We start from the raw sequence: 20,939 nt of genomic DNA, 5'->3' as shown, positions 1-20,939 counted from the left end.
GTGTTCTAATTCGGCATGGCCCAAGGCAAGAAGAATCCCCAATATGTCAAAACGGTCATCGGACCGGGGCTGGCGCTTGTCGCGTTGCTGGGGATCGCATCATATGCGCTGCTCGGACCTACGGGGATCATCGCCTGGACCGATTATCGCGCTGCCTTGAGCGAACGGAAAATCGAGTTGGCCCAGTTGAAAAAGGAGCGGGACGCCTTGCGCAACCGGCAACTTTTGCTGGACCGCGACAATGTCGATCCCGATCTTGCCGGCGAATTGATGCGCAAAGAACTGAACGTAGTCGCGCCGGACGAGGTCGTCGTTCCGCTAAAGTAATAGCCCGGAACGCATAATGAATAGCTATGCACCCTGTTTCGTAGCGGAAAACTGCTTTTCACCTCGCATGAATTTGACTAGGCGGGAAACACTTAACGCCTGAATATAGCAGCAGAGGATTACGCTTTGGCCAAGACCCCCGCGAAGAAATCCGCCCCCAAGAAAGCGAGTGTCAGCGAGGATCTATCCCGCGCAAACCGGGAGCGTCCAGCCGAGCCTGTTCCCTATAAGGCGACCAAAGAAGAACTTCTGAAATTCTACCGCGATATGCTGCTGATCCGCCGGTTTGAAGAAAAGGCGGGGCAGCTTTACGGTTTGGGGCTGATCGGCGGCTTTTGCCATTTGTACATCGGACAGGAAGCGGTCGCGATTGGGCTCCAGTCGGCGTTGACGCCCGGCAAGGATAGCGTGATTACCGGCTACCGCGACCATGGCCATATGCTTGCTTATGGCATAGACCCCAATGTGATCATGGCCGAACTCACCGGCCGCGCGGCTGGGATTTCGCGCGGGAAGGGCGGGTCGATGCACATGTTTTCGACCGACCACAAATTCTACGGCGGCCACGGCATTGTCGGCGCGCAGGTCTCGCTGGGCGCGGGGCTTGCCTTTGGCCATAAATATTCCGGCGATGGCGGCGTTTGCCTTGCCTATTTCGGCGACGGTGCCTCCAACCAGGGGCAGGTCTACGAAAGCTTCAACATGGCCGAGCTTTGGAAACTGCCGATCATCTTCGTGATCGAAAATAACCAATATGCCATGGGTACCAGCGTCAACCGCGCATCGTCCGAAGACCAGTTGTATCGCCGCGGCGAAAGCTTCCGCATTCCCGGTATTCAGGTCGACGGGATGGACGTGCTTGCCGTGCGCGGCGCGGCTGAGGTCGCGCTCGAATGGGTACGCGGCGGCAATGGCCCTGTCTTGCTGGAAATGAAAACCTATCGCTACCGCGGCCATTCCATGTCCGATCCGGCCAAATATCGCAGCCGTGACGAAGTCCAGTCGGTTCGCGACAACAGCGATCCTATCGAAGGCTGCAAGGTCTATCTCGCGGAAATGGGCGTTGGTGAGGACGAATTGAAAGCGCTTGAAAAAGAAATACGGACCATCGTGAACGAGTCAGCCGACTTTGCGGAAAGCTCGCCCGAACCCGAATTGAACGAACTTTATACCGACGTGCTGGTGGAGCAATATTGATGGCAATCGAACTTAAAATGCCTGCGCTTTCGCCAACAATGGAAGAAGGCACACTCGCCAAATGGCTTGTGAAAGAAGGCGACAGCGTCAAATCGGGCGATATTCTTGCTGAGATTGAAACCGACAAGGCGACAATGGAATTTGAGGCGGTGGATGAAGGTGTCATTTCTTCGATCACCATCCCTGAGGGCACCGATGGCGTAAAGGTCGGTACGGTGATCGCGTTGATCGCCGGCGATGACGAAGCGGCCACCCCGCCGCCACCGCCCGCTGCCGCACCCGCTCCGGTTGCCGTGACGCCTGTTGCGGCGCCTGTAGTTGCCGCCCCGGCACCGGTTGCGACCGTTGCAAAATCTGATCCTGCGGTACCTGCAGGAACCGCGATGGTATCACTAACCTTACGCGAAGCCCTACGCGACGCGATGGCGGAGGAAATGCGCCGCGACGACCGTGTCTTTGTGATGGGCGAGGAAGTCGCCGAATATCAAGGCGCGTATAAGGTCACCCAAGGCTTGCTCGCCGAATTTGGCGCGCGCCGTGTCATCGACACGCCGATTACCGAATATGGCTTTGCCGGTATCGGAACCGGCGCGGCGATGGGCGGATTGCGGCCGGTTATCGAGTTCATGACCTTCAACTTCGCGATGCAGGCTATCGACCACATCATCAACTCGGCTGCCAAGACCAATTATATGTCGGGTGGCCAGATGCGGTGCCCGATTGTCTTCCGTGGCCCGAACGGTGCAGCTGCACGTGTGGGCGCACAGCACAGCCAGAATTATGCGCCATGGTACGCAAGCGTCCCCGGCCTGATTGTTATCAGTCCCTATGATGCGGCCGATGCAAAGGGTCTGTTGAAGGCCGCGATCCGGTGCGAAGATCCGGTCGTATTCCTTGAAAACGAGCTGCTGTATGGCCGCACATTCGACATTCCCGATCTCGATGACCATGTTTTGCCCATCGGCAAGGCGCGCATCATGCGGGAAGGGACCGATGTCACCCTCGTCAGCTATTCTATCGGGGTAGGCATGTCCTTGGAGGCAGCGGAAGTTCTGGCTGGCGAAGGCATTAGTGTTGAAGTCATCGACCTGCGCACTATCCGCCCGCTCGACAAGGCAACCATTCTTGCAAGCCTTGCGAAGACAAACCGTCTCGTCATTGCGGAAGAAGGCTGGCCGGTCTGCTCGATCGGGAGCGAAATCGTCGCCATTTGTATGGAAGACGGGTTCGACGACCTCGACGCACCTGTGATCCGCGTGACCAACGAAGATGTGCCGATGCCTTATGCGGCCAATCTGGAAAAGGCGGCGCTCGTCAATCCTGCCAAAATCGCGGCAGGGGTGCGCAAGGTGCTGGGTCGTTAAGACCCAGCAGCACGCATTTTAATCAGGTGCAGGTCGCGGCTGGAGCAGCCTCGGTATTGTAGACCTGGGTCAAGTCGCGCGCGTCGCGAACCATCATTGCGGCAATTGCGTTGATATTTTCATAGTCCTTGATGGCAAAGCCATTCAGGAACAACGGCCGATAGCGGTAATGCACTTCGGCAAACATGACCGGTGTCCCGGCAGGAGCCGTGACCTGACGGCCAGCAGGACCCATCGCATTCATATTTAGACCGCTTGGCTGACCAGCTACGCCATATTGCGGCGTATAGGTGGTCGCAAGGCCGCGGCACCGTTGCCAGGCAATTTTCAATTTGCCGGTAGGGTTCGGGTTGGCCACGGTTTCCAGACTGGACAACACGATCCGACCGTTCGGCACCATATTTCCGTCTTCTTCATGGCTGCCATAGATGTCGAGTTCGCCCGCGTGAATTTCGGCACCGGTGAACAAGTCATTGATCTGCGTTTCGGTGATCTTCTTGTTGGCGAGCGGGTCGCCTTCGCCGATACGTGCGGCGTTGTCCGCGACCTGCAAGGCCAATTGCGATACCTGCGTCGAATCATTGGCGTAATTGGCCAACTCCGCGCCGGAAGCCACAAACACCATGAAGACAGGCGCGATGAACGCGAATTCGATCAACGCGAGCCCGCTTTCATTCTTCGCTATCGAAGGCGAGTTGCCCAAAAATTTCCGGAGTTTCTTACGCATCTTCACACTTTCGCGTAATGGCCGCAGCCTTTTGCCCATAGGGCTGGTTTGCAATCACGGTCGACGCAGACAGTTCCACGCGGTCGCTGACACCCAGCAATCCGGCCAATGGAAACAGGCGATCATAGCTGATCGTCGCGGAATATTTCACCGCGTCGCGGGTATAACCCTGACCATCGGCGATACCGTCTTCATCGAATGAGCTGTTGTTGTTTTCGTCGATGTAATTTTCGTCATTATTACATTCGCCATCGCTGTTGGTATCATCCCACACTTCGCTTTCCGGGAAAGCTGCATCGGTGAACGTCCGGAAATAAGAGCGGCTGAAGCTATCCGCGTCGAATTCAGCGGTGCGATGGACAGCGGTCACCTGGTCGATCACCTTTTGATCGACTGCGGCCTGTATTTCCGCAACTGTGCCGGTTTCCAGGGCGGAGTCACGCGCCGCCTTGTTGATGGCACCTTGCAGAACAGACTGCATATAGAGCGTATGGCCGAAGTCGAAGCCGCCAAAGAGCAGCGTGAACATCACCGGTGAAATAACCGCGAACTCGACGATGGACGTACCTTCGCGGTCATTTACGAACTTCAAAAATGGCTTGTGCAATTTGGTAAGCATTGTGATTACCCCGTCAGCTTGAGTTCGGAAATCGATTCAGCGATCTTGTTGAAGGACTCGATCAGCAACTGCGTGTTGGACGCCTGGAAGAAGTGGTTGTTGCGTGATGTTGCGCAGTTCTTCATCCGTTCGGTCGTCGCGAAATCGGTTGTTCCGTAATAGACAACCCACAGCGTCACGCCGTTATTCCCCATATTCTTGATAGCCGTGCACAACGCGGTCGTGCGGGCATCAGTATTGGCGTTGAGCACAGCCAATGTAGGCGCCGAGCCCGATGCCGTGCGCCGACGATCCCAGCTTTCAATGCCGTAAGGAGTATAGTTGTTCCCGACGTTATAGGTTTCCCCGTCGGTCATGAAAATCATGTGACGCTGGATTTCCTGACCATCTGGCGTTGTCGCATTCTCGGCTTGGAAAATGCCGGTCGGCGACATCAAACGCGCGCCCCAGATGAGGCCAATGTCGTGGTAGGTGTTGCCACCCGTGGGCAAGGCATTCACATAATTCTTATAGTTGGTAGCACCGGTTGCATCGCGATAGGTCGCCAATTTCCGGGCCGCGGCCGTCGGGCAGCCTGGGCTGGTGTTGCGTGACATGCCAGCAGGGTTGCTGCTGCTTGTTGTGGCACGCCAGACATCACCGATGACTGGCTCATTATAGCCCAGTGTGGCATTATAGACGTTCTCGTGACGGCCCCAGACGGCATTCGCCAGTTGGAAACCCCAACGGGTCGCTTCATCGCCGGTATCCGGAATCATGTCGATATCGAGGTCGAACGCATCGTCCGGAATCGGATTGAAGTCGTCGCTTGGATCGCCATCTTCATCCCGAACGGTCTGCCGTTCTTCGATGCAGCCACTCCAGGCAACGGTCGCGTTGGATATGATCTTGATGTTGGACGCACTGGATTGGCCCGAAAGATTTACGGCAACCGTAGTTTCGTTCAGCGGCAGGGCGATCGACGCGTTATAGGACGTGCTCGTGTCATCACCGCCGCCTGCTTTGAGAGACGATACATCAAATGTAACAGGCTTATATACCCAGCCGGTAATCCGTTGGCGCTGGACCCAGTCTATGGGACGGGTCGATGTGCCGCCTGTCTGGATTTTGTTATAGGTTGTCGTATGGTTCCGACTTTCCAGAAAGCAACCCGTGACGCCGCTACGGGATTCCCAGACATAGCGATATTGTGTGACCGTATACGCGCGCCTCTGTTCATGCGAGGTTACCTGCTCCGTCGCCGGATAGACGGGCGGATTGTTAGTGGTGCCAATCGCGACGGTTGTCGTGCTGCCGCCGCTTTCGGTGAGCCCGGTTAACTGGTTGCTGCTGCCGGACAGGGTGTTGTAATTACTGTTGCAGTTTGAACTGTTGGTCGCCCCAGTTTGACGGAACGGTTTCGAGCCTTGAAGCGTAGTTACACTCCCCGACGTCACGTTCGTCCAACTACTTGTGCTTTGCCGCGTATGGTAAGGACTTGTCGGCGGCGCAGAGGGCGACCAGTCATTCAGCCAGCCGGTGATCGTGCTTGCCGTGCCCAAGGTCCAGGTCCACACATTTTCCAGATTCGCTTCGCGCGACTGGAAGGTTTGCGTGTTCTTATAATAACCATTCTGCAGGATGTTGCCGATGTTGACCTGCTCGTCGAACGGCACAAAGCCGAAGCGAAGCTGCGTCAGGGTCGACAAGTCGCCGATGGGGTTGGACGTCTTGTAGCAATCGGCCGGCGCAACATCGTCGATATTCTGGCGGGCAAGCGCTTCGTAGAAGCATTTGGTAGCTCGCTTCAGGCCGTTGATCTTGGACAGACCAGTAGGGTCACCTGGAATGGCGCTCGACATCGATCCGGTCACGTCGAACACGAACATCACGTCGGTGTGCGGAATTTTCATCTGGCTGGTGCAGGTCACTGATACGGTGCGTTCTTCTTCACCCAATATACGCATCAGCGTCATCGGGACGTCGGCTGATGCTGTGCCCGTTACGGTGCCGTTGGATTCAACAAAATTGCGCGTCCGGTTTTCGGAACCCAGATAGCCATTTTCGAAGTTGAAATCGAACATCTGCAACCCGCCCAGATAGGTCGCGTCGTTGTTGCGGTTGCCGTCATTGTTGACGTCCCAGCGGCCATTGCCCATGATTTTGCGCGAGGCGAGCGATCCTGCGTCGCAACCAGCCTGAAGCCGGTTTTTCACGGAATAGAGGCGCGCCATGTCGACCGCGCCGCCGACCAATCCGGCCATAGGAAAAAGAGCCGCCGCGAATATCGCTACGGTGTTGCCAGACTGGTCCTTGCGCAGACGTGCGAGAATTCCGGTCCGCTTTTCAGCGTCGGTCTTTGCAGACATTGTGGCGTTCCCCTGTTCCACAGATTAAAATTCAATGTTAGTGATTACCAAATCAGAGTAAGTGCTTCTTAAATTTAAATGGTTAGTGGCCCGTTAACTTTGATTTGCCCTGCAGATCTCTTGGGTTTTGGGAAAATGACCGCATCTTTCGACCAACTTTCACCGCCCCAGCGACTCGCAATCGTCTATGCACCCGCAAAGGTTAGAGATGCGTTTGCGCTGCTTTTGCAGTTTGACGAGCGGCTGTCGGATATTGTGAGCCGGATCACAGAACCGATGATCGGGCAGCTCAAACTGGCTTGGTGGCGGGACGCGCTAAATGCTGCGCCGGGGCAGCGGCCGAAGGGGGAACCGCTGCTGTCGGCTCTATCGGAAATGGACCGACCGGAATTGACCGCCGCTGCGCACGGACTGGTCGACGCATGGGAAATGCTGTTGATGGAGGAGCAATGGTCCGATGCCTTGCTCGACAGCTTTGCGTCTGCGCGGGGGGAGGCGGTGTTCGGCGGTTATGTGCGCCTGTTGGCAAAGGATATACTGGTGGGTGCCATGGCACAGGAATGGGCCAAGCGCGATCTTGCGACCCGCTATCCCAAAGCCATGCCCGCGACCCTATTACTTCACACAGAAACACTACCGAGCCAGCGCCCGTTGCGGCCACTTACCCTTCTGGTGATGTTGTCGAGGGGTGTGTCTGGGCCCCGGCTAATTTGGCATGGCTTGACGGGACGCTGATTTTGCGGTCATGACGTCATTTCATGCTAGGGGTATGGAATTGCACAGAATTTTAGTTGGTGGATTGGCCGCCCTGCTGTTCATGGCGGGTAGTTTTTGGCTCTGGCAGATACAAGCGTCGACAGAAAATGCGATACCAATCGCCCCGCCGCCGCCCGCCGCTATGGATGATGCGCTACCCTCCGCAGGTCCAGACGCGCCGCTCGTCGGACCCGCCCCGCCAATCCCGCCCGAGGCACCCAAGGCGAGCCGGGAAGAGGTGCGTTTCAACCGCTATGACCGAAACCGCGACGAACTCATCTCGCGGGTCGAAATGATGGGCAGCCGGACCAAAGCTTTCCGGCAGCTCGACAGGGATGGAAACAATCTGCTCACATTTGAAGAATGGGCGGTCGCAACTGGCGAGCGTTTTGCGGTGGCGGATGTCAATCGAGACAGCTTGCTGACCCGCAAGGAGTTCGTCCGCACCCGCCCGAAAGTGGCGCCGAAGCCGGCCTGCCGTTGCTGACTGCGGTCAGATTAACGCCGAGGGCCCAATTCTGCATGGAAAGGAAGTGCCGTGCCATTCGGGTTGCGCAGTAACAAACGGCGCGGTTCCCAAGGCCCGGGCAGGGTCCAATGCCCTGTACCTTCGGCATCAAAACCGAAGCGTCCATAATATTCGGGGTCACCAATCATCACCATGGGTGGATCATCCGGCCGGATCTCAGCGAGCATGGCGTTCATCAACTGGTGGCCTAGCCCCCGATTTTGCCAGGCAGGTGCAACCGCCACAGGGCCGACCAACAGGATCGGCGTGGTGTTAACGGCGATCGGCCAACACTGGATGCTGCCAATGCATTGCTGGTCTTCGACAATGCCAAAGGAAAGATGGTCGACGACCGGCATCCCCTGACGCAGCTTATAGGCCGTGCGCAGGTGCCGGTCTGTGCCGAAGGCGTCGTCGAGAAGCGTTTCAACATCCTCAAACGGGATTTGGTTCAGGGAAAGCAAAGGCATGGTCGTCAATTCTGTTCGGGATCAGGTTCGCGTTTCGACACGAGTAACAGGGCGAGCAAGGTCGCCACACTCAACCCCGCCGCCACCAGAAAAGGCGCGCCCGGGAAATAGACAGGCGCCCCGTCGGCGGTGAAGGTCGCGAGAATATTATTGTAGACCAGTTGCGCCATCAAAAAGGCGAGGGCGGACATGCTGCCGTTCAGACCCTGTAATTCGCCTTGCTGGCTCGGCGGAGTGCGGCGGGACATCATGGCGTTGATCGCGGGCATGGCCATACCGGAAAATCCGTTCAGCACATTCAGCAGCAGCGCAATCGCACCATTGGTCAGAAATGCCGTAATCGTGAAGCTTGCCAGACCGAACGCCATGCCGATGATCGCGGTATTCCGCTCGCCAAAGCGTTTCACGGCGCGGCCGATCACGAGCGACTGGAACAGCAGCAGCGAAACCCCCACCAGCGTGAGGGAAATGCCGACCATCTTGCTGTCCCAACCAAATTGGATGGGGGCGAAAAAGGTCCATGTCGCGGGGTAGATATTGGTCGCCCACACCCACAGGAAATAGATCAATGCGATCGGCAATATGCCTTTGATCTTCGCCAGATTGGCCAAGGCCCCCAACGGGTTGGCGCGCCGCCATTGGAAGGGCCTCTGCCGTTCTTTGGGCATCGTTTCGGGGAAGACGAAATAGCCATAGATCCCGTTGGCAAAGGCAAGCGCCGCGGCAAGAATGAAAGGTAGGCGGGTTCCATAATCGGCAAGCAGCCCGCCCAAGGCCGGTCCCAAAATGAACCCCAATCCAAAGGCTGCGCCTACTTTACCGAAACTCGCCGCCCGATCCTCCGCGCGGGACATATCGGCCATGGCGGCGTTCGCGGGACCAAAAATCGCACCCAGGCCGCCCGCAATGGAACGGCCGATGAACAGCCAGATGATCGAGGGTGCCAACCCCATCAGAAGGAAGTCGACACCGAAGCCGAACAGGGAAAACAAAAACACGGGGCGACGACCGAAGCGGTCACCCAGATTGCCCATCAAGGGGCCAAGAAGAAACTGGAAGATCGCATATGCCGCGCCAATCCATGCCCCCAAACGGGTTGCTTCCGACAGGCTGGCGCCGCTCAATTCCTGGATCAGTTCGGGTAAAACCGGTGTAATTATGCCGAAGCCCACGGCATATATGAACACCGTCAACAGGACGAAGCGTTGCGCACGTTTCTGCAGAACGGGGTCGGTAAACATGCCGCCTACTGTCAGCTAGACCCCATTTTGTCCAACGGATTGTCATGTCTTTACATTATATCAGTAGAGCAAAATTGCCTTGGACGGGAACTTCGATTAGCATCCTGATGTTATACCGAAATCATGAGGGAGCAGACCTTGAACGATCAGGAAATTCCAGCCGAAACGGTTGAGACCGTAACGGTAGCCCAACCCGCCCCGTCACCGGTAACCGAAAAGAAGAAATTCGATTTTCAGGGAACGCTTGTTCTCGTGGCCGGTGTCGGCGCACTTTTGTGGGGCCTTGTCTCTGCCGTTGGCACGGGCTGGGGTTTTTGGGAATATACCAGCGGGCTAAAGGGCGTCACCTGGGCATTCTTCCTTGGCATCGGTGCGCTCCTGTTCGGCCTGTTGTTCGGATGGCGCGCACGTAAGTCTATTTCGCCTCCGCCACGCACCCGCCGCTGGGTCGGGATGCTGGCGGCTCTCATCTATGTTGGCTGGGTCGGCACCTTTTTGGCCTCGGCGCTGACAGTGCCGGCCATCCACGATATCTCGACCGACTTGGCAGACCCGCCATCCTTCCAGACGCTGCAATTGCGCGCGGATAATCTGGATAATGTCCCCGGGGCCGATGATGCGGAAATGAAGGGCCTGACACCGCAGCAGCGTTGGGTGACAGTTCACCAGAAATCCTATGGCGATATTCGCTCTGTCCGGATTAACGAGCCAGTACCCACGGTAGTTGCAAAAGCCGAGCGTCTTGCCAAAGACCGCGGCTGGGATATCGCGGTATCTCTGCCCGAAGAGGGAAGGTTGGAAGCAACCGAAACAAGTGCCTTTTTCCGGTTCAAGGACGATGTCGTCATTCGCGTTCGTCCGACCGATACGGGTGAGGGCAGCGTCGTCGATATGCGCTCCGTCAGCCGCGTCGGGGTCAGCGACCTTGGCATGAACGCAAAGCGCGTCCGCTCATTTTTAGGTGATTTGACAGGAACAGTGACGGCAGCGCGTTAAAGCGCCGCCGTCACGGGTTATTGTTATTTCTTGGGGGTGAGCTTCAACAGCCGCCCTTCGGAACCTGCGCGCTGGTCTTCCAGCACCCAGATCGCACCATCGGGACCTTGTTCGACCTCGCGTATACGCGCGCCCATGTCCCATTGGTCGGCCTTGGTGGCACTTTCGCCATCCAGCTTGACCCGGACCAGCGCCTTTGCGCCTAGGCCGCCTATGAAAGCGCTGCCTTTCCAGTCTTTGAACAGATCGCCTGAATAGATCATCAGACCGCCCGGCGAAATTGCCGGGTTCCAGAAAACCTTGGGTGCTTCAAATCCGTCCCCGGGTGCATGATCAGGCAAGTCGTCGGTTGCGGCACCATAGTTGCGGCCGTTGGATACCTTGGGATAGCCGTAATTTGCCGCCTTTTTGACAAGGTTCAATTCGTCTCCACCCTCAGGTCCCATTTCCTGGTTCCACAAACGACCTTGTGCATCGAACGCGATACCCAAGGGATTGCGGTGTCCATAGGACCAGATTTGCGATTTGATGCGGCCCTGATCGTAGAAGGGATTGTCGGACGGGACCATTCCGCCGTCGGTCAATCGCACGATCTTGCCCAGATTTTGGTTGAGGTCCTGCGCAGGCTGGAATTTCTGTCGCTCGCCGCTGCTGATATAGAGCATGCCGTCGGGGCCGAATGCCATGCGGTGACCATAATGGCCCTGGCCTGACACCTTGGGTTCCTGCCGCCAGATAACCTGTACATCGGTCAAGGCCGGCTTCGCAGCTTTCAGGTCCAGCTTGCCGCGTGCAACCGCCGCGCCAAAACCGCCTTCGCCTGCCTCTGCATAGCTAAGATAGACATAACCATTATTGGCAAAGTCGGGATGCAGAATGACATCGCCCAGGCCGCCCTGACCGCCATAGGCAACGGTCGGGACGCCTTCGACGTCGACCACAGCGCCTTCATTTTCCCAAAGCTTCAGCTTTCCCTTTTTCTCGGTAACCAGCGCATAGGGCGTGCCGGGAATGAATGTCATTGCCCAAGGTTCGTCGAAATCGGCAACCACGGTCGTTTCAAAAGGCTTGTCGCCACTGCTGGTGGGGGCCGCATCGCTGACCGACGGCTGGCATGCGGCGGCAAGAAACGAGGTACACAGTAAAAGGGGGATTTTCTTCATTGGGGGATGCTCCTTCTCTTCGGATGAACGCAAATTGGGTTGTCGATGTTCCAATAGCAAGAGGCTTGCATAATCCCGATGCGAGATATATACGGGTCACATCCTTACATCGCGAGATTTTGGAACGGTTGGCGCCGGATGGGGCCGGCGCGCTAAAGCCTTGCTTGCTGTAACAGAAAGAATGACGTTGCCCGATTTAGACAAGTTAGCCGCATTGATCGCGCCCGAAGCCAAAGCCCTTGGCTTTGATGTGGTGCGCGTCGCGTGGTTTGAAAACGGCGCACAGGGCAGCGATGAGCCGACATTGCAGGTGATGGCCGAACGTCCTGACACGCGCCAACTGGGTATCGATGACTGTGCGGCCTTGTCGCACCGCATTTCCGACCGTTTTGACGAACTTGACCCGATTGAAGAGGCCTATCGCCTTGAAGTTAGCTCGCCGGGTATTGACCGTCCGCTGACGCGGCTCGCCGATTTTGCCGATTGGGCAGGGCATGAGGCCAAGATCGAGCTGGCCGAGCCTATGGATGGCCGCAAGAATATCCGCGGCGATCTGGCTGGTGTCGAAGGCGAGACCATTTTGGTGGACGACCGTAAGGCGGGCCGCCTGACTTTCCCTTATTCCGCACTTGGCCATGCCAAGCTGCTCTTGACAGACCGCTTGATTGCGTCGACTGCCCCCATCAACAGTGATGGGGCCGACGAAGTCGAGGCGGAACCCATTAACGACGAAGCACAGGAAGACGAAGACAATGGCTAATACGATTGCCGCGAACAAGGCTGAATTGCTCGCAATTGCGAATGCAGTTGCCAGTGAGAAGATGATCGACAAGGCGATTGTCGTCGAGGCGCTTGAAGAAGCGATCCAGCGTGCTGCCCGTGCACGTTATGGTGCCGAGAACGACATCCGCGCAAAGCTGGACACCCAGACCGGTGATCTTCGCTTGTGGCGCGTTGTGGAAGTCGTCGAAGAAGTTGAAGACTATTTCAAGCAGGTGGACCTGAAGCAGGCTGAAAAGCTGCAAAAGGGTGCGGCCGTTGGTGATTTTATCGTCGACCCGCTGCCTCCTGTTGATCTGGGCCGCATTGATGCCCAGTCGGCGAAGCAGGTCATCTTCCAGAAAGTCCGCGATGCCGAGCGCGAGCGTCAATATGAAGAGTTCAAGGAACGTGCGGGTGAAATCATCACCGGTGTCGTGAAGTCCGTCGAATTTGGCCATGTTGTGGTCGACCTCGGCCGTGCCGAAGGCGTCATCCGCCGCGACCAGCAAATTCCGCGCGAAGTTGTCCGCAATGGCGACCGCGTCCGTGCCCTTATCATGAAGGTGCAGCGTGAAAATCGCGGTCCGCAAATTTTGCTGAGCCGTGCACATCCCGACTTCATGAAGAAGCTGTTCGCGCAGGAAGTTCCCGAAATTTACGACGGCGTGATCGAAATCAAGGCCGCTGCGCGTGACCCCGGCAGCCGTGCAAAGATCGGTGTCATCAGCTATGACAGCAGCATCGACCCTGTCGGCGCCTGCGTCGGCATGAAGGGCAGCCGCGTGCAGGCTGTTGTTCAGGAAATGCAGGGTGAAAAGATCGACATCATCCCCTGGTCGGAAGATACCGCAACCTTCATCGTGAACGCGCTGCAGCCCGCAACGGTTAGCCGCGTTGTCATCGACGAAGAAGAAGGCCGCATCGAAGTTGTTGTACCTGACGATCAGCTGAGCCTTGCCATTGGCCGTCGCGGACAGAATGTCCGTCTGGCGTCGCAATTGACCGGTCGCGGTATCGACATCATGACCGAGGCGGAATCGAGCGAGAAGCGCCAGAAGGAATTTGTAGAGCGTTCGGAAATGTTCCAGCAGGAACTCGACGTTGATGAAACGCTTGCACAGTTGCTGGTTGCCGAAGGCTTCAGCGAACTGGAAGAAGTCGCTTATGTCGATCCGTCGGAAATCGCCGCGATCGAAGGCTTTGATGAAGACCTCGCCGCCGAATTGCAGAGCCGCGCACAAGAAGCTCTTGAGCGTCGTGAAGAAGCCAACCGCACCGAGCGCCGCGAACTGGGCGTTGACGATGCGCTTGCCGAACTGCCGATCCTGACCGAAGCCATGCTTGTTGTGTTGGGCAAGGCGGGCATCAAGACACTCGACGATCTGGCGGATCTTGCCACGGACGAACTGATCCAGAAGGCCCGCGAACCGCGCCGGAACGAACGGAGCGATCGTGAAACGCGCCGCAACCGCACCGAAGACAAGGCCGGAATTCTGGCAACCTTCGGATTGTCGGAAGAGCAAGGCAATGAAATCATCATGGCCGCGCGCGCACATTGGTTTGAAGAGGAGGACGCCGTTGCAGCGGAAAACTCCCAATGAGGACCGACACTCCCCAATAAGGAAGTGCATATTATCGGGTGAGCATGGCGAACGCGCCGCGCTCATCCGGCTCGCGCTCGGTCCAGACGGCAGTGTGGCACCAGATCTCTTCGCCAAGGCCCCCGGTCGTGGCGCTTGGATCGGTGTCGACCACGCCGAATTGTCCAAGGCTCAGGCCAAGGGCAAATTGGCCGGATTGCTGCGCCGTGCTTTCAAAACGGACAAAATCGAGATCATCGATGACCTTGCCGGACGCATTGACCGCGGGCTAGAAAAGGCTTTTCTTGACCGGCTGGGCTTGGAAGCAAGGGCAGGGCACCTTATCTTGGGTGCCGAGAAAATCGATACAGCATCCCGCAGCGGCCAGGTCCGGCTTTTGCTCCACGCATCGGACGCAAGCGCCGACGGCAGCGGCAAGCGTGACCAAGCCTGGCGTGTGGGCGAAGATGCCGAAGGTTCCGGCAAGGGCGGCGTAAAGCTTCCGGTGGACCGGGATGCGTTGTCGGCGGCGCTTGGACGGCAGAATGCTGTGCATGTTGCCTTGATCGATCAAAAAGCAGCGGACAGGGTGATGCATCATCTTGGACGCTGGCTAAATTTCAAAGGATGCAGTAAGGCGCCCCTCGATTCCGCAAGCAATGCTTCGGACGCGCGGGGCCGTGATACTGACATCTCCGCTATTGACTGAGTAAGGACGGGTTCTGTTTCGATGAGTGATGATACCAATAACAAGCCGACATTGACGCGCAAGCCGCTTACCTTGAGCCGCTCGCTCGAGTCTGGTGAAGTCAAACAGACCTTTAGCCACGGCCGCACCAACAAGGTTGTGGTCGAGGTGAAGCGCAAGAAGTTGGTAGGCAAGCCCGGATACGCACCCGAACCCGAGGTCGCCGCCCCCGCGCCACCACCCCCGCCACCACCTCCGCCTCCTGTAGCTGCGGCCCCTGCGCCACGTCCTGCGCCAAACGACATGCTCAGCCGTCAGGAGCGTCAGGCCAAGTTGCTGCGCGAAGCGGAAGAAGCCCGCCTTGCCATGCTCGAAGAAAGCCGCCGCCGCGAAGACGAAGCGCGCGCCCGTGCTGCCGAAGAAGAAAAGCGCCGCGCCGAAGAAAACCGCAAGGCGGAAGAAGCACCTGCTGCACCCACGCCTGAGCCTGTTGTGGAGCAGGAACCCGAACCTGCCGTCAGCAATGACGACGGAGCCGCACCTGCGCCACGCCGCTTTACCCCTGTGGAATCGCCCAAGCGTCCTGCGGCTGCCCCGGCACCGACCGAGCGTGAGCGCGAGGAAGCCAAAAAGGCACCGCATCGCCCGACCCGTGACCGCACCGCCGATCGCCGCCAGTCCGGCAAGCTGACCGTAACCCGCGCGCTTGATGATGATGAAGGCGCACGCGCCCGCTCGCTCGCCGCGTTGAAGCGTGCCCGCGAAAAGGAAAAGCGCCTGCATGGCGGTGGCAACCGTCAACAGCAGCCCAAGCAGAGCCGCGATGTTGTCGTGCCTGAAACCATCACGGTGCAGGAACTCGCCAACCGTATGGCCGAAAAGGGCAGCGACCTGGTCAAGGCCTTGTTCAAGATGGGCATGCCTGTCACGATCAACGAGACGATCGACCAGGATACCGCAGAATTGCTGGTCGAAGAATTTGGCCACAACATCACCCGTGTTTCCGACGCCGATGTCGACATCGTGCATGACGAAGACGTCGATGCACCCGAAACGCAAAAGCCGCGTCCGCCGGTTGTCACGGTCATGGGCCATGTCGACCACGGCAAGACCTCGCTGCTTGATGCCTTGCGCGGTGCCAATGTGGTGTCGGGTGAAGCCGGTGGCATTACCCAGCATATCGGCGCCTATCAGGTGAAGGCGAAGGACGGTTCCGTCATTACCTTCCTTGATACACCGGGTCACGAAGCCTTCACCCAGATGCGCCGCCGCGGCGCTTCGGTGACCGACATCGTGATCCTCGTTGTCGCCGCTGACGACGGCCTGATGCCGCAGACGATCGAAGCCATCAAGCACAGCAAGGAAGCTGGCGTGCCGATGATCGTCGCGATCAACAAGGTCGACAAGGAAGGCGCGAACCCGCAGAAGGTCCGTGAACGTCTGCTCGAACATGAAGTGATCGTCGAACAGATGGGCGGCGATGTGCAGGATGTTGAAGTCTCCGCACTGAAAAAGACCGGCCTCGACACATTGCTCGAAAAACTGGCGCTTCAGGCCGAGGTTATGGAATTGAAAGCCAATCCTGACCGCGCAGCCGAAGCAATCGTGGTGGAAGCCCAACTCGATAAGGGACGCGGTGCCGTTGCGACGGTACTCGTCAAGCGCGGCACGCTGAAGCGTGGCGACATCTTTGTTGTCGGGTCGGAGAGCGGAAAAGTCCGTGCCTTGATCAACGACAAGGGCCAGCAGGTTACCGAAGCAGGTCCTGCAACACCTGTGGAAGTGCTCGGTCTGACCGGCGTGCCTTCGGCAGGCGACGTTTTGACGGTTGTCGAAAATGAAGCACGCGCTCGCGAAGTTGCCCTTTATCGTAAGGAACAGTCGACCAAGGTCCGTACGGCCCAGGTTACACCGAACCTTGAAAATCTGTTCGACAATCTGTCGGCCACACGGGCGAAAGAATATCCGGTGGTTATCAAGGGCGATGTGCAAGGTTCGGTCGAAGCGATCGTTACCGCGCTCAACAATATCTCCACCGATGATATCAAGGTCCGCGTTTTGCTGGCCGGTGTCGGTGGTATCACCGAATCCGACATGCTTTTGGCAGCCGCGTCCAACGCGCCGCTTATCGGTTTCAACGTGCGTCCGAACACCAAGGCCGCTGCACTCGCCAAGCGCGATCGGGTCCGCCTGAAATATTTCGACGTGATTTATCACCTGACCGCCGACATCGCGAAAGAGATGGCTGGCGAATTGGGTCCGGAAATCATCGAAACGGTCGTCGGTCGTGCCGAAGTCAAGGACGTGTTCAAATCGGGCAAACGCGACAAGGCAGCCGGTCTTCTGGTTACCGAAGGCGTTATCAAGAAGGGCCTGCACGCCCGTCTTACCCGCGACGATGTCATCGTTTCGAAAACGACAATCGCATCGCTGCGTCGCTTCAAGGATAACATCGACGAAGTCCGCGCGGGCCTCGAATGCGGTGTTGTCTTGGCCGACACGAACGATGTCATGGCAGGCGATATGCTTGAAGTCTTCGAAATCGAGGAGCGTGAACGGACATTGTGACCGAGGAGGAGCAGGAAGCCGCTGACGATAAGGCGTTTGAACGCGCCAAGAAAGCAGGTGGCTGTATGCTTGACGGTTGTTTGTTCTGGACCGTAGCCTCGGTTGTAGTTTTGACAGCCGTTCCGGTAATGAGGTTGTTTTGATGGCCAAACATAATGATGTCTCGCCAGAAGGGCGCTCCGTCCGCTTGCTGCGTGTAGGCGAGCAATTCCGCCATATTCTGTCGGAACTGCTCGCGCGTGGCGAAGTGCATGACGATGTCCTCAACAGCCACAGCGTCAGCGTCACCGAAGTGCGGATGTCACCCGACCTGCGCCACGCGACGGCTTTCATCAAGCCGCTCCTCGGCGCGAATGAGGAAGTGGTTCTGAAAGCGCTGCGCACGAACACTGCATTCTTCCAAAAGGAAGTCGCATCGCGCGTGAGCATGAAATATGCGGCAAAGCTGAAATTCCTTGCGGACGACAGCTTTGACCAGGCGACTCACATTGAAACCCTGTTAAGCGCGCCCAAGGTGCAACAGGATTTGGGAGGAAGCGATTAGGGTAATCGCACCTCTAAAAAATCACCAGTCCATAGGTGTTTGCACGTTGCTGGTGTTTGTTACATCCTGCGGAATGCCATCCCTTTCAGAAGGACCAGTGGCAATTGCAAGTCGCGCTGAGCAAGCTGAAATTGCTGAGATGATTATTTCGGAAGACGCGAATGAGAAATGGGGGCCCGTTCAAACATTTTGCATAGGCACAAAATTCAGTCCGCCTTTGGACGATATTTACAGCGAATTGGATGACCTAAAAACAAAACTGCCTCCGAACTTTAAATGGTTTAAAAAAGCAGAAGTGGATCGCGCATTTAAGAAGCTGATAACTGCTGAAAATACCAAGCAAATTCGCAAGCATGGTGCGACCGCATTCCCTTCTAATGTATCAGAATACACAACTTGTCCGAATAACATTCGCGCCGGCATCGGTGAGGACGACTCATTCTATAAGTATCGTACAATCGATGTTTCGCTCCCGGTCAAATCGGGTCATTTTGTGTTTGTTGAAGTCGGCTCTATTTGTGGCCCCTTATGCGGAAGCGGACAATTGCTTGCACTGCAAAAAAATATGGTTGGAAAATGGATCGTAGTCGAAAGGCTCGATACGTGGATAAGTTGAATGGGATGACGGCGGGTAACTGATGGCTAAACTCTATTTCTACTACGCATCCATGAACGCCGGAAAATCGTCGACCTTGCTGCAGGCGGCGTTCAACTATGGCGAGCGTGGAATGAAGGTCATGTTGTGGACGGCGGCGATCGACGACCGGCCCGGCTTTGGCGCCATCAGCTCGCGGATCGGTCTTGCGGGTGACGCAAGCCGGTTTGAGGCAACTACCGATATTGAGGCCGCCGTGCTGCGCCAGCATCAGGAAAGCCCGCTGGCCTGCATTTTGGTCGACGAGGCACAGTTTCTGTCGAAAGAGCAGGTGTGGCAATGCGCGCGTCTGGCAGACAAAGCCAATATTCCGGTTGTATGCTATGGCCTGCGTACCGATTTCCAGGGCGAGCTATTCCCCGGTTCTGCGGCTCTGCTTGGTATTGCGGATAGTCTGGTGGAGCTGAAAGGCGTCTGCGACTGCGGCCGCAAGGCGACCATGAATTTGCGCGTGGACGAGTTCGGCAAAGCCGTGATTGATGGCGCGCAGACCGAAATCGGCGGCGATGACCGCTATGTAGCGATGTGCCGGAAGCATTTTATGGAAGCGCGGGCGCGGAGCTGAATTTTAATTGGCGGTTCATTTTCGTCCGATTAGTGTTGCTCTATGAACAAGACTCTCCTCGTCGCGCTTGGCGCGCTCATACTGGCCGTTCCGGCCCAAGCCAAAAAGCCTGAGCCGCATGTGTGGCCGGAATTGGGCGTGGAAAGCAGCATAGTTTTTCCGAACTACGGCGCGATCCGCAATTTCGAAGCGGACGGCACCGACGGGATATGGCTGGAAGACCAGCACCGGCGCTGGTATTATGCCGAATTGCAAGGTGGATGCCAGGATTTGAATTTTACGCAGGCAATCGGCTTTGACACAGGCGGCGCGGCAACTTTCGACAAGTTTAGCTCCATTGTCGTGCGCGGCTGGAAATGCCCGTTGGTAAGCCTCGTGACCTCCGAAAAACCCTTGCCCCGCAAGGAACGGCAGAAGCTGCGCAAGGCGGCAATCGCCGCGGGCAAAGAGGTTGCTGCGCCCTCAAATTGAATTGCGGCAAATTGACTTGCGGCCATGGTGCCCTAAAGGCACGGCATGCACGGCTGGATCATATTGGATAAACCGCTGGGTCTGGGATCTACGCAAGCTGTGTCTGCGGTAAAGCGCAATTTGCGCCAAGCCGGGTTCGGGAAGATCAAGGTTGGCCATGGCGGCACGTTGGACCCGCTGGCCACAGGTATCCTGCCCATTGCTTTGGGCGAAGCCACCAAATTGTGCGGGCGGATGCTGGATGCATCGAAGATTTATCAGTTCACCCTGGCGTTCGGAACTGAAACGAGCGGCCTGGATGCGGAAGGGGACATTGTTGCCACGTCCGACCATCGGCCAACACGCAGCGCGGTAGAGGCCGTCTTGCCGCGCTTTACAGGGCAGATCGAGCAAATCCCGCCGGCATATTCCGCGATCAAGATCGACGGTAAACGCGCCTATGACCGGGCGAGGGCAGGCGAAGATGTGGAGATGAAGGCGCGCGGCGTCACGGTGTATGAGCTGCAAGTCGTGTCGGTGTCACCCTCTCTGGAGGATGCATCCGCAGATGGGCCGTTGAATTCGGTGACCTTTTCGGCGCATGTGTCCAAAGGCACTTATATCCGCTCGCTGGCGCGAGATATCGCTTATGCTGTTGGTACGGTCGGTCATGTGACGATGCTCCGCCGGACGCGCGCCGGACCATTTGACCTGGAAAGCGCGATTTCGCTGGACAAACTGAATGCTTTCGGCCAAGGGGCGGCCCAAGAAGACATTATCTTGCCGATAGAGGCAGGGCTGGTCGACATCCCGGCTCTTGATCTCTCCCCGGAACAGGCAAGGGCGATCCAACAGGGTCGCGTCTTGACCGGGATTGCCATGAAAGATGGTCTACATTGGGCGAGGGACGCGGAAATGCGGCCTATTGCGCTGGTGGAGAACATCGACGGAGAATTAAGATCCGTCCGTGGCTTTAACCTTTAAAACCATGATGTTCGAAGGAAAAATATGTCTATTACTGCAGAACGTAAAGCCCAGGTTATCAAAGAGCATGCTCGCGAGCCTAACGATACCGGATCGCCTGAAGTGCAGGTTGCCATTCTGACCGACCGTATCAACACCCTGACGGGTCATTTCAAGGATCACCACAAGGACAATCACTCGCGTCGTGGTCTTTTGATGATGGTCAACAAGCGTCGTTCGCTTCTGGACTATTTGAAGAAAATTGATGCGGACCGTTATGCCGCACTCATCGCGAAGCTCGGTCTTCGCAAGTAATTATGCGAAAGCGGCCCCCAAACGGGCCGCTTTTTGCTTATGGGGCGATCCGGCAATGAGGCTGGTTTGCCATAGGGGCGCTTTTTAGCCCCACCCGCAGCGGATCGGTATTTCCGCAATCAAGAGGCCTCAC

General features: G+C 57.1%; 22 protein-coding genes. 16 read left to right on the top strand and 6 right to left on the bottom strand.

The window, feature by feature from the left end; translation table 11 throughout:
• Positions 1–15: 15 nt before the first annotated feature.
• From EUU25_RS04930 to EUU25_RS04920, 3 genes are all read left to right on the top strand, one after another.
• Positions 16–327 (top strand): FtsB family cell division protein, encoded by a 312-nt coding sequence (locus EUU25_RS04930; protein ID WP_143775380.1) that lies wholly within the window; start codon positions 16–18, stop codon positions 325–327.
• Positions 328–453: 126 nt separating this feature from the next.
• Complete coding sequence (gene pdhA, locus EUU25_RS04925; RefSeq protein ID WP_158898825.1) at positions 454–1,524, top strand: pyruvate dehydrogenase (acetyl-transferring) E1 component subunit alpha; 1,071 nt, start codon at positions 454–456, stop codon at positions 1,522–1,524.
• Entirely contained in the window at positions 1,524–2,888 is a 1,365-nt protein-coding gene (locus EUU25_RS04920; protein ID WP_158898823.1) for a pyruvate dehydrogenase complex E1 component subunit beta, read from the top strand. The genes pdhA and EUU25_RS04920 overlap by 1 nt, the downstream gene beginning before the upstream one ends.
• Positions 2,889–2,910: 22 nt before the next feature.
• Here the strand turns inward: EUU25_RS04920 and EUU25_RS04915 are convergent, their stop codons facing one another.
• Genes EUU25_RS04915 through EUU25_RS04905 form a run of 3 tightly spaced genes read right to left on the bottom strand, consistent with a single transcriptional unit; the run spans position 2,911 to position 6,582 of the window.
• Positions 2,911–3,615 (bottom strand): TadE/TadG family type IV pilus assembly protein, encoded by a 705-nt coding sequence (locus tag EUU25_RS04915; protein WP_158898821.1) that lies wholly within the window; start codon positions 3,613–3,615, stop codon positions 2,911–2,913.
• Positions 3,608–4,234, bottom strand: a complete 627-nt coding sequence (locus EUU25_RS04910; protein ID WP_158898819.1) for a TadE/TadG family type IV pilus assembly protein — start codon at positions 4,232–4,234, stop codon at positions 3,608–3,610. The genes EUU25_RS04915 and EUU25_RS04910 overlap by 8 nt, the downstream gene beginning before the upstream one ends.
• Before the next feature lie 5 nt (positions 4,235–4,239).
• Positions 4,240–6,582 carry a TadE/TadG family type IV pilus assembly protein gene (locus EUU25_RS04905; RefSeq protein WP_158898817.1) on the bottom strand — a complete coding sequence of 781 codons (2,343 nt, stop codon included), beginning with the start codon at positions 6,580–6,582 and terminating at the stop codon, positions 4,240–4,242.
• Positions 6,583–6,717: 135 nt separating this feature from the next.
• Between EUU25_RS04905 and EUU25_RS04900 the strand changes: the two genes are divergently transcribed.
• Together EUU25_RS04900 and EUU25_RS04895 are read left to right on the top strand one after the other, a co-directional pair.
• Positions 6,718–7,317 carry a squalene/phytoene synthase family protein gene (locus EUU25_RS04900; RefSeq protein WP_158898815.1) on the top strand — a complete coding sequence of 200 codons (600 nt, stop codon included), beginning with the start codon at positions 6,718–6,720 and terminating at the stop codon, positions 7,315–7,317.
• A 40-nt stretch (positions 7,318–7,357) separates the two neighbouring features.
• Positions 7,358–7,825 carry a CREC-EF hand family protein gene (locus EUU25_RS04895; protein ID WP_158898813.1) on the top strand — a complete coding sequence of 156 codons (468 nt, stop codon included), beginning with the start codon at positions 7,358–7,360 and terminating at the stop codon, positions 7,823–7,825.
• Positions 7,826–7,836: 11 nt separating this feature from the next.
• Here EUU25_RS04895 and EUU25_RS04890 read toward each other — a convergent pair whose 3' ends face one another.
• Both EUU25_RS04890 and EUU25_RS04885 read right to left on the bottom strand, forming a co-directional pair.
• Positions 7,837–8,316 (bottom strand): GNAT family N-acetyltransferase, encoded by a 480-nt coding sequence (locus EUU25_RS04890; protein WP_158898811.1) that lies wholly within the window; start codon positions 8,314–8,316, stop codon positions 7,837–7,839.
• A 5-nt stretch (positions 8,317–8,321) separates the two neighbouring features.
• Positions 8,322–9,557 carry an MFS transporter gene (locus EUU25_RS04885; RefSeq protein WP_158898809.1) on the bottom strand — a complete coding sequence of 412 codons (1,236 nt, stop codon included), beginning with the start codon at positions 9,555–9,557 and terminating at the stop codon, positions 8,322–8,324.
• Positions 9,558–9,695: 138 nt separating this feature from the next.
• Between EUU25_RS04885 and EUU25_RS04880 the strand changes: the two genes are divergently transcribed.
• Positions 9,696–10,553: a DUF1499 domain-containing protein gene (locus EUU25_RS04880; RefSeq protein ID WP_158898807.1), complete on the top strand. Its 858-nt coding sequence runs from the start codon at positions 9,696–9,698 to the stop codon at positions 10,551–10,553.
• Between the two features lie 23 nt (positions 10,554–10,576).
• On the opposite strand, the gene EUU25_RS04875 is transcribed toward EUU25_RS04880, so the two are convergent.
• Positions 10,577–11,716 (bottom strand): PQQ-dependent sugar dehydrogenase, encoded by a 1,140-nt coding sequence (locus tag EUU25_RS04875; protein WP_158898805.1) that lies wholly within the window; start codon positions 11,714–11,716, stop codon positions 10,577–10,579.
• Between the two features lie 181 nt (positions 11,717–11,897).
• On the opposite strand from EUU25_RS04875, the gene rimP reads away from it, so the two are divergent.
• From rimP to rpsO, 10 genes are all read left to right on the top strand, one after another.
• Positions 11,898–12,476: a ribosome maturation protein RimP gene (rimP, locus tag EUU25_RS04870; protein ID WP_187351292.1), complete on the top strand. Its 579-nt coding sequence runs from the start codon at positions 11,898–11,900 to the stop codon at positions 12,474–12,476.
• Positions 12,469–14,079, top strand: a complete 1,611-nt coding sequence (gene nusA, locus EUU25_RS04865; protein ID WP_158898803.1) for a transcription termination factor NusA — start codon at positions 12,469–12,471, stop codon at positions 14,077–14,079. The genes rimP and nusA overlap by 8 nt, the downstream gene beginning before the upstream one ends.
• A complete protein-coding gene (locus EUU25_RS04860) occupies positions 14,057–14,767 on the top strand; it encodes a DUF448 domain-containing protein (RefSeq protein ID WP_246162912.1) in 711 nt (236 codons plus the stop codon). The genes nusA and EUU25_RS04860 overlap by 23 nt, the downstream gene beginning before the upstream one ends.
• 21 nt (positions 14,768–14,788) lie before the next feature.
• Positions 14,789–17,314, top strand: coding sequence for a translation initiation factor IF-2 (gene infB, locus EUU25_RS04855; protein ID WP_158898798.1), 2,526 nt, complete (start codon positions 14,789–14,791; stop codon positions 17,312–17,314).
• 142 nt (positions 17,315–17,456) lie between these two features.
• Positions 17,457–17,858, top strand: a complete 402-nt coding sequence (gene rbfA / locus EUU25_RS04850) for a 30S ribosome-binding factor RbfA (protein WP_158898796.1) — start codon at positions 17,457–17,459, stop codon at positions 17,856–17,858.
• 97 nt (positions 17,859–17,955) lie between these two features.
• Positions 17,956–18,474 carry a hypothetical protein gene (locus EUU25_RS04845; RefSeq protein ID WP_158898794.1) on the top strand — a complete coding sequence of 173 codons (519 nt, stop codon included), beginning with the start codon at positions 17,956–17,958 and terminating at the stop codon, positions 18,472–18,474.
• Between the two features lie 22 nt (positions 18,475–18,496).
• Positions 18,497–19,078 carry a thymidine kinase gene (locus EUU25_RS04840; RefSeq protein ID WP_158898792.1) on the top strand — a complete coding sequence of 194 codons (582 nt, stop codon included), beginning with the start codon at positions 18,497–18,499 and terminating at the stop codon, positions 19,076–19,078.
• A gap of 42 nt (positions 19,079–19,120) precedes the next feature.
• A complete protein-coding gene (locus tag EUU25_RS04835) occupies positions 19,121–19,549 on the top strand; it encodes a DUF6491 family protein (RefSeq protein WP_222848829.1) in 429 nt (142 codons plus the stop codon).
• Positions 19,550–19,594: 45 nt separating this feature from the next.
• Entirely contained in the window at positions 19,595–20,512 is a 918-nt protein-coding gene (gene truB, locus EUU25_RS04830) for a tRNA pseudouridine(55) synthase TruB (RefSeq protein ID WP_158898790.1), read from the top strand.
• Between the two features lie 24 nt (positions 20,513–20,536).
• Positions 20,537–20,806: a 30S ribosomal protein S15 gene (gene rpsO, locus EUU25_RS04825; RefSeq protein WP_158898788.1), complete on the top strand. Its 270-nt coding sequence runs from the start codon at positions 20,537–20,539 to the stop codon at positions 20,804–20,806.
• Positions 20,807–20,939: the final 133 nt, after the last annotated feature.

The sequence above is a fragment of the Sphingorhabdus lacus genome (genome assembly GCF_009768975.1).
GTDB lineage: Bacteria > Pseudomonadota > Alphaproteobacteria > Sphingomonadales > Sphingomonadaceae > Sphingorhabdus_B > Sphingorhabdus_B lacus.
Note: the sequence above shows the minus strand (reverse complement) of the source record. Positions and strands in the feature narration are given on the sequence as shown.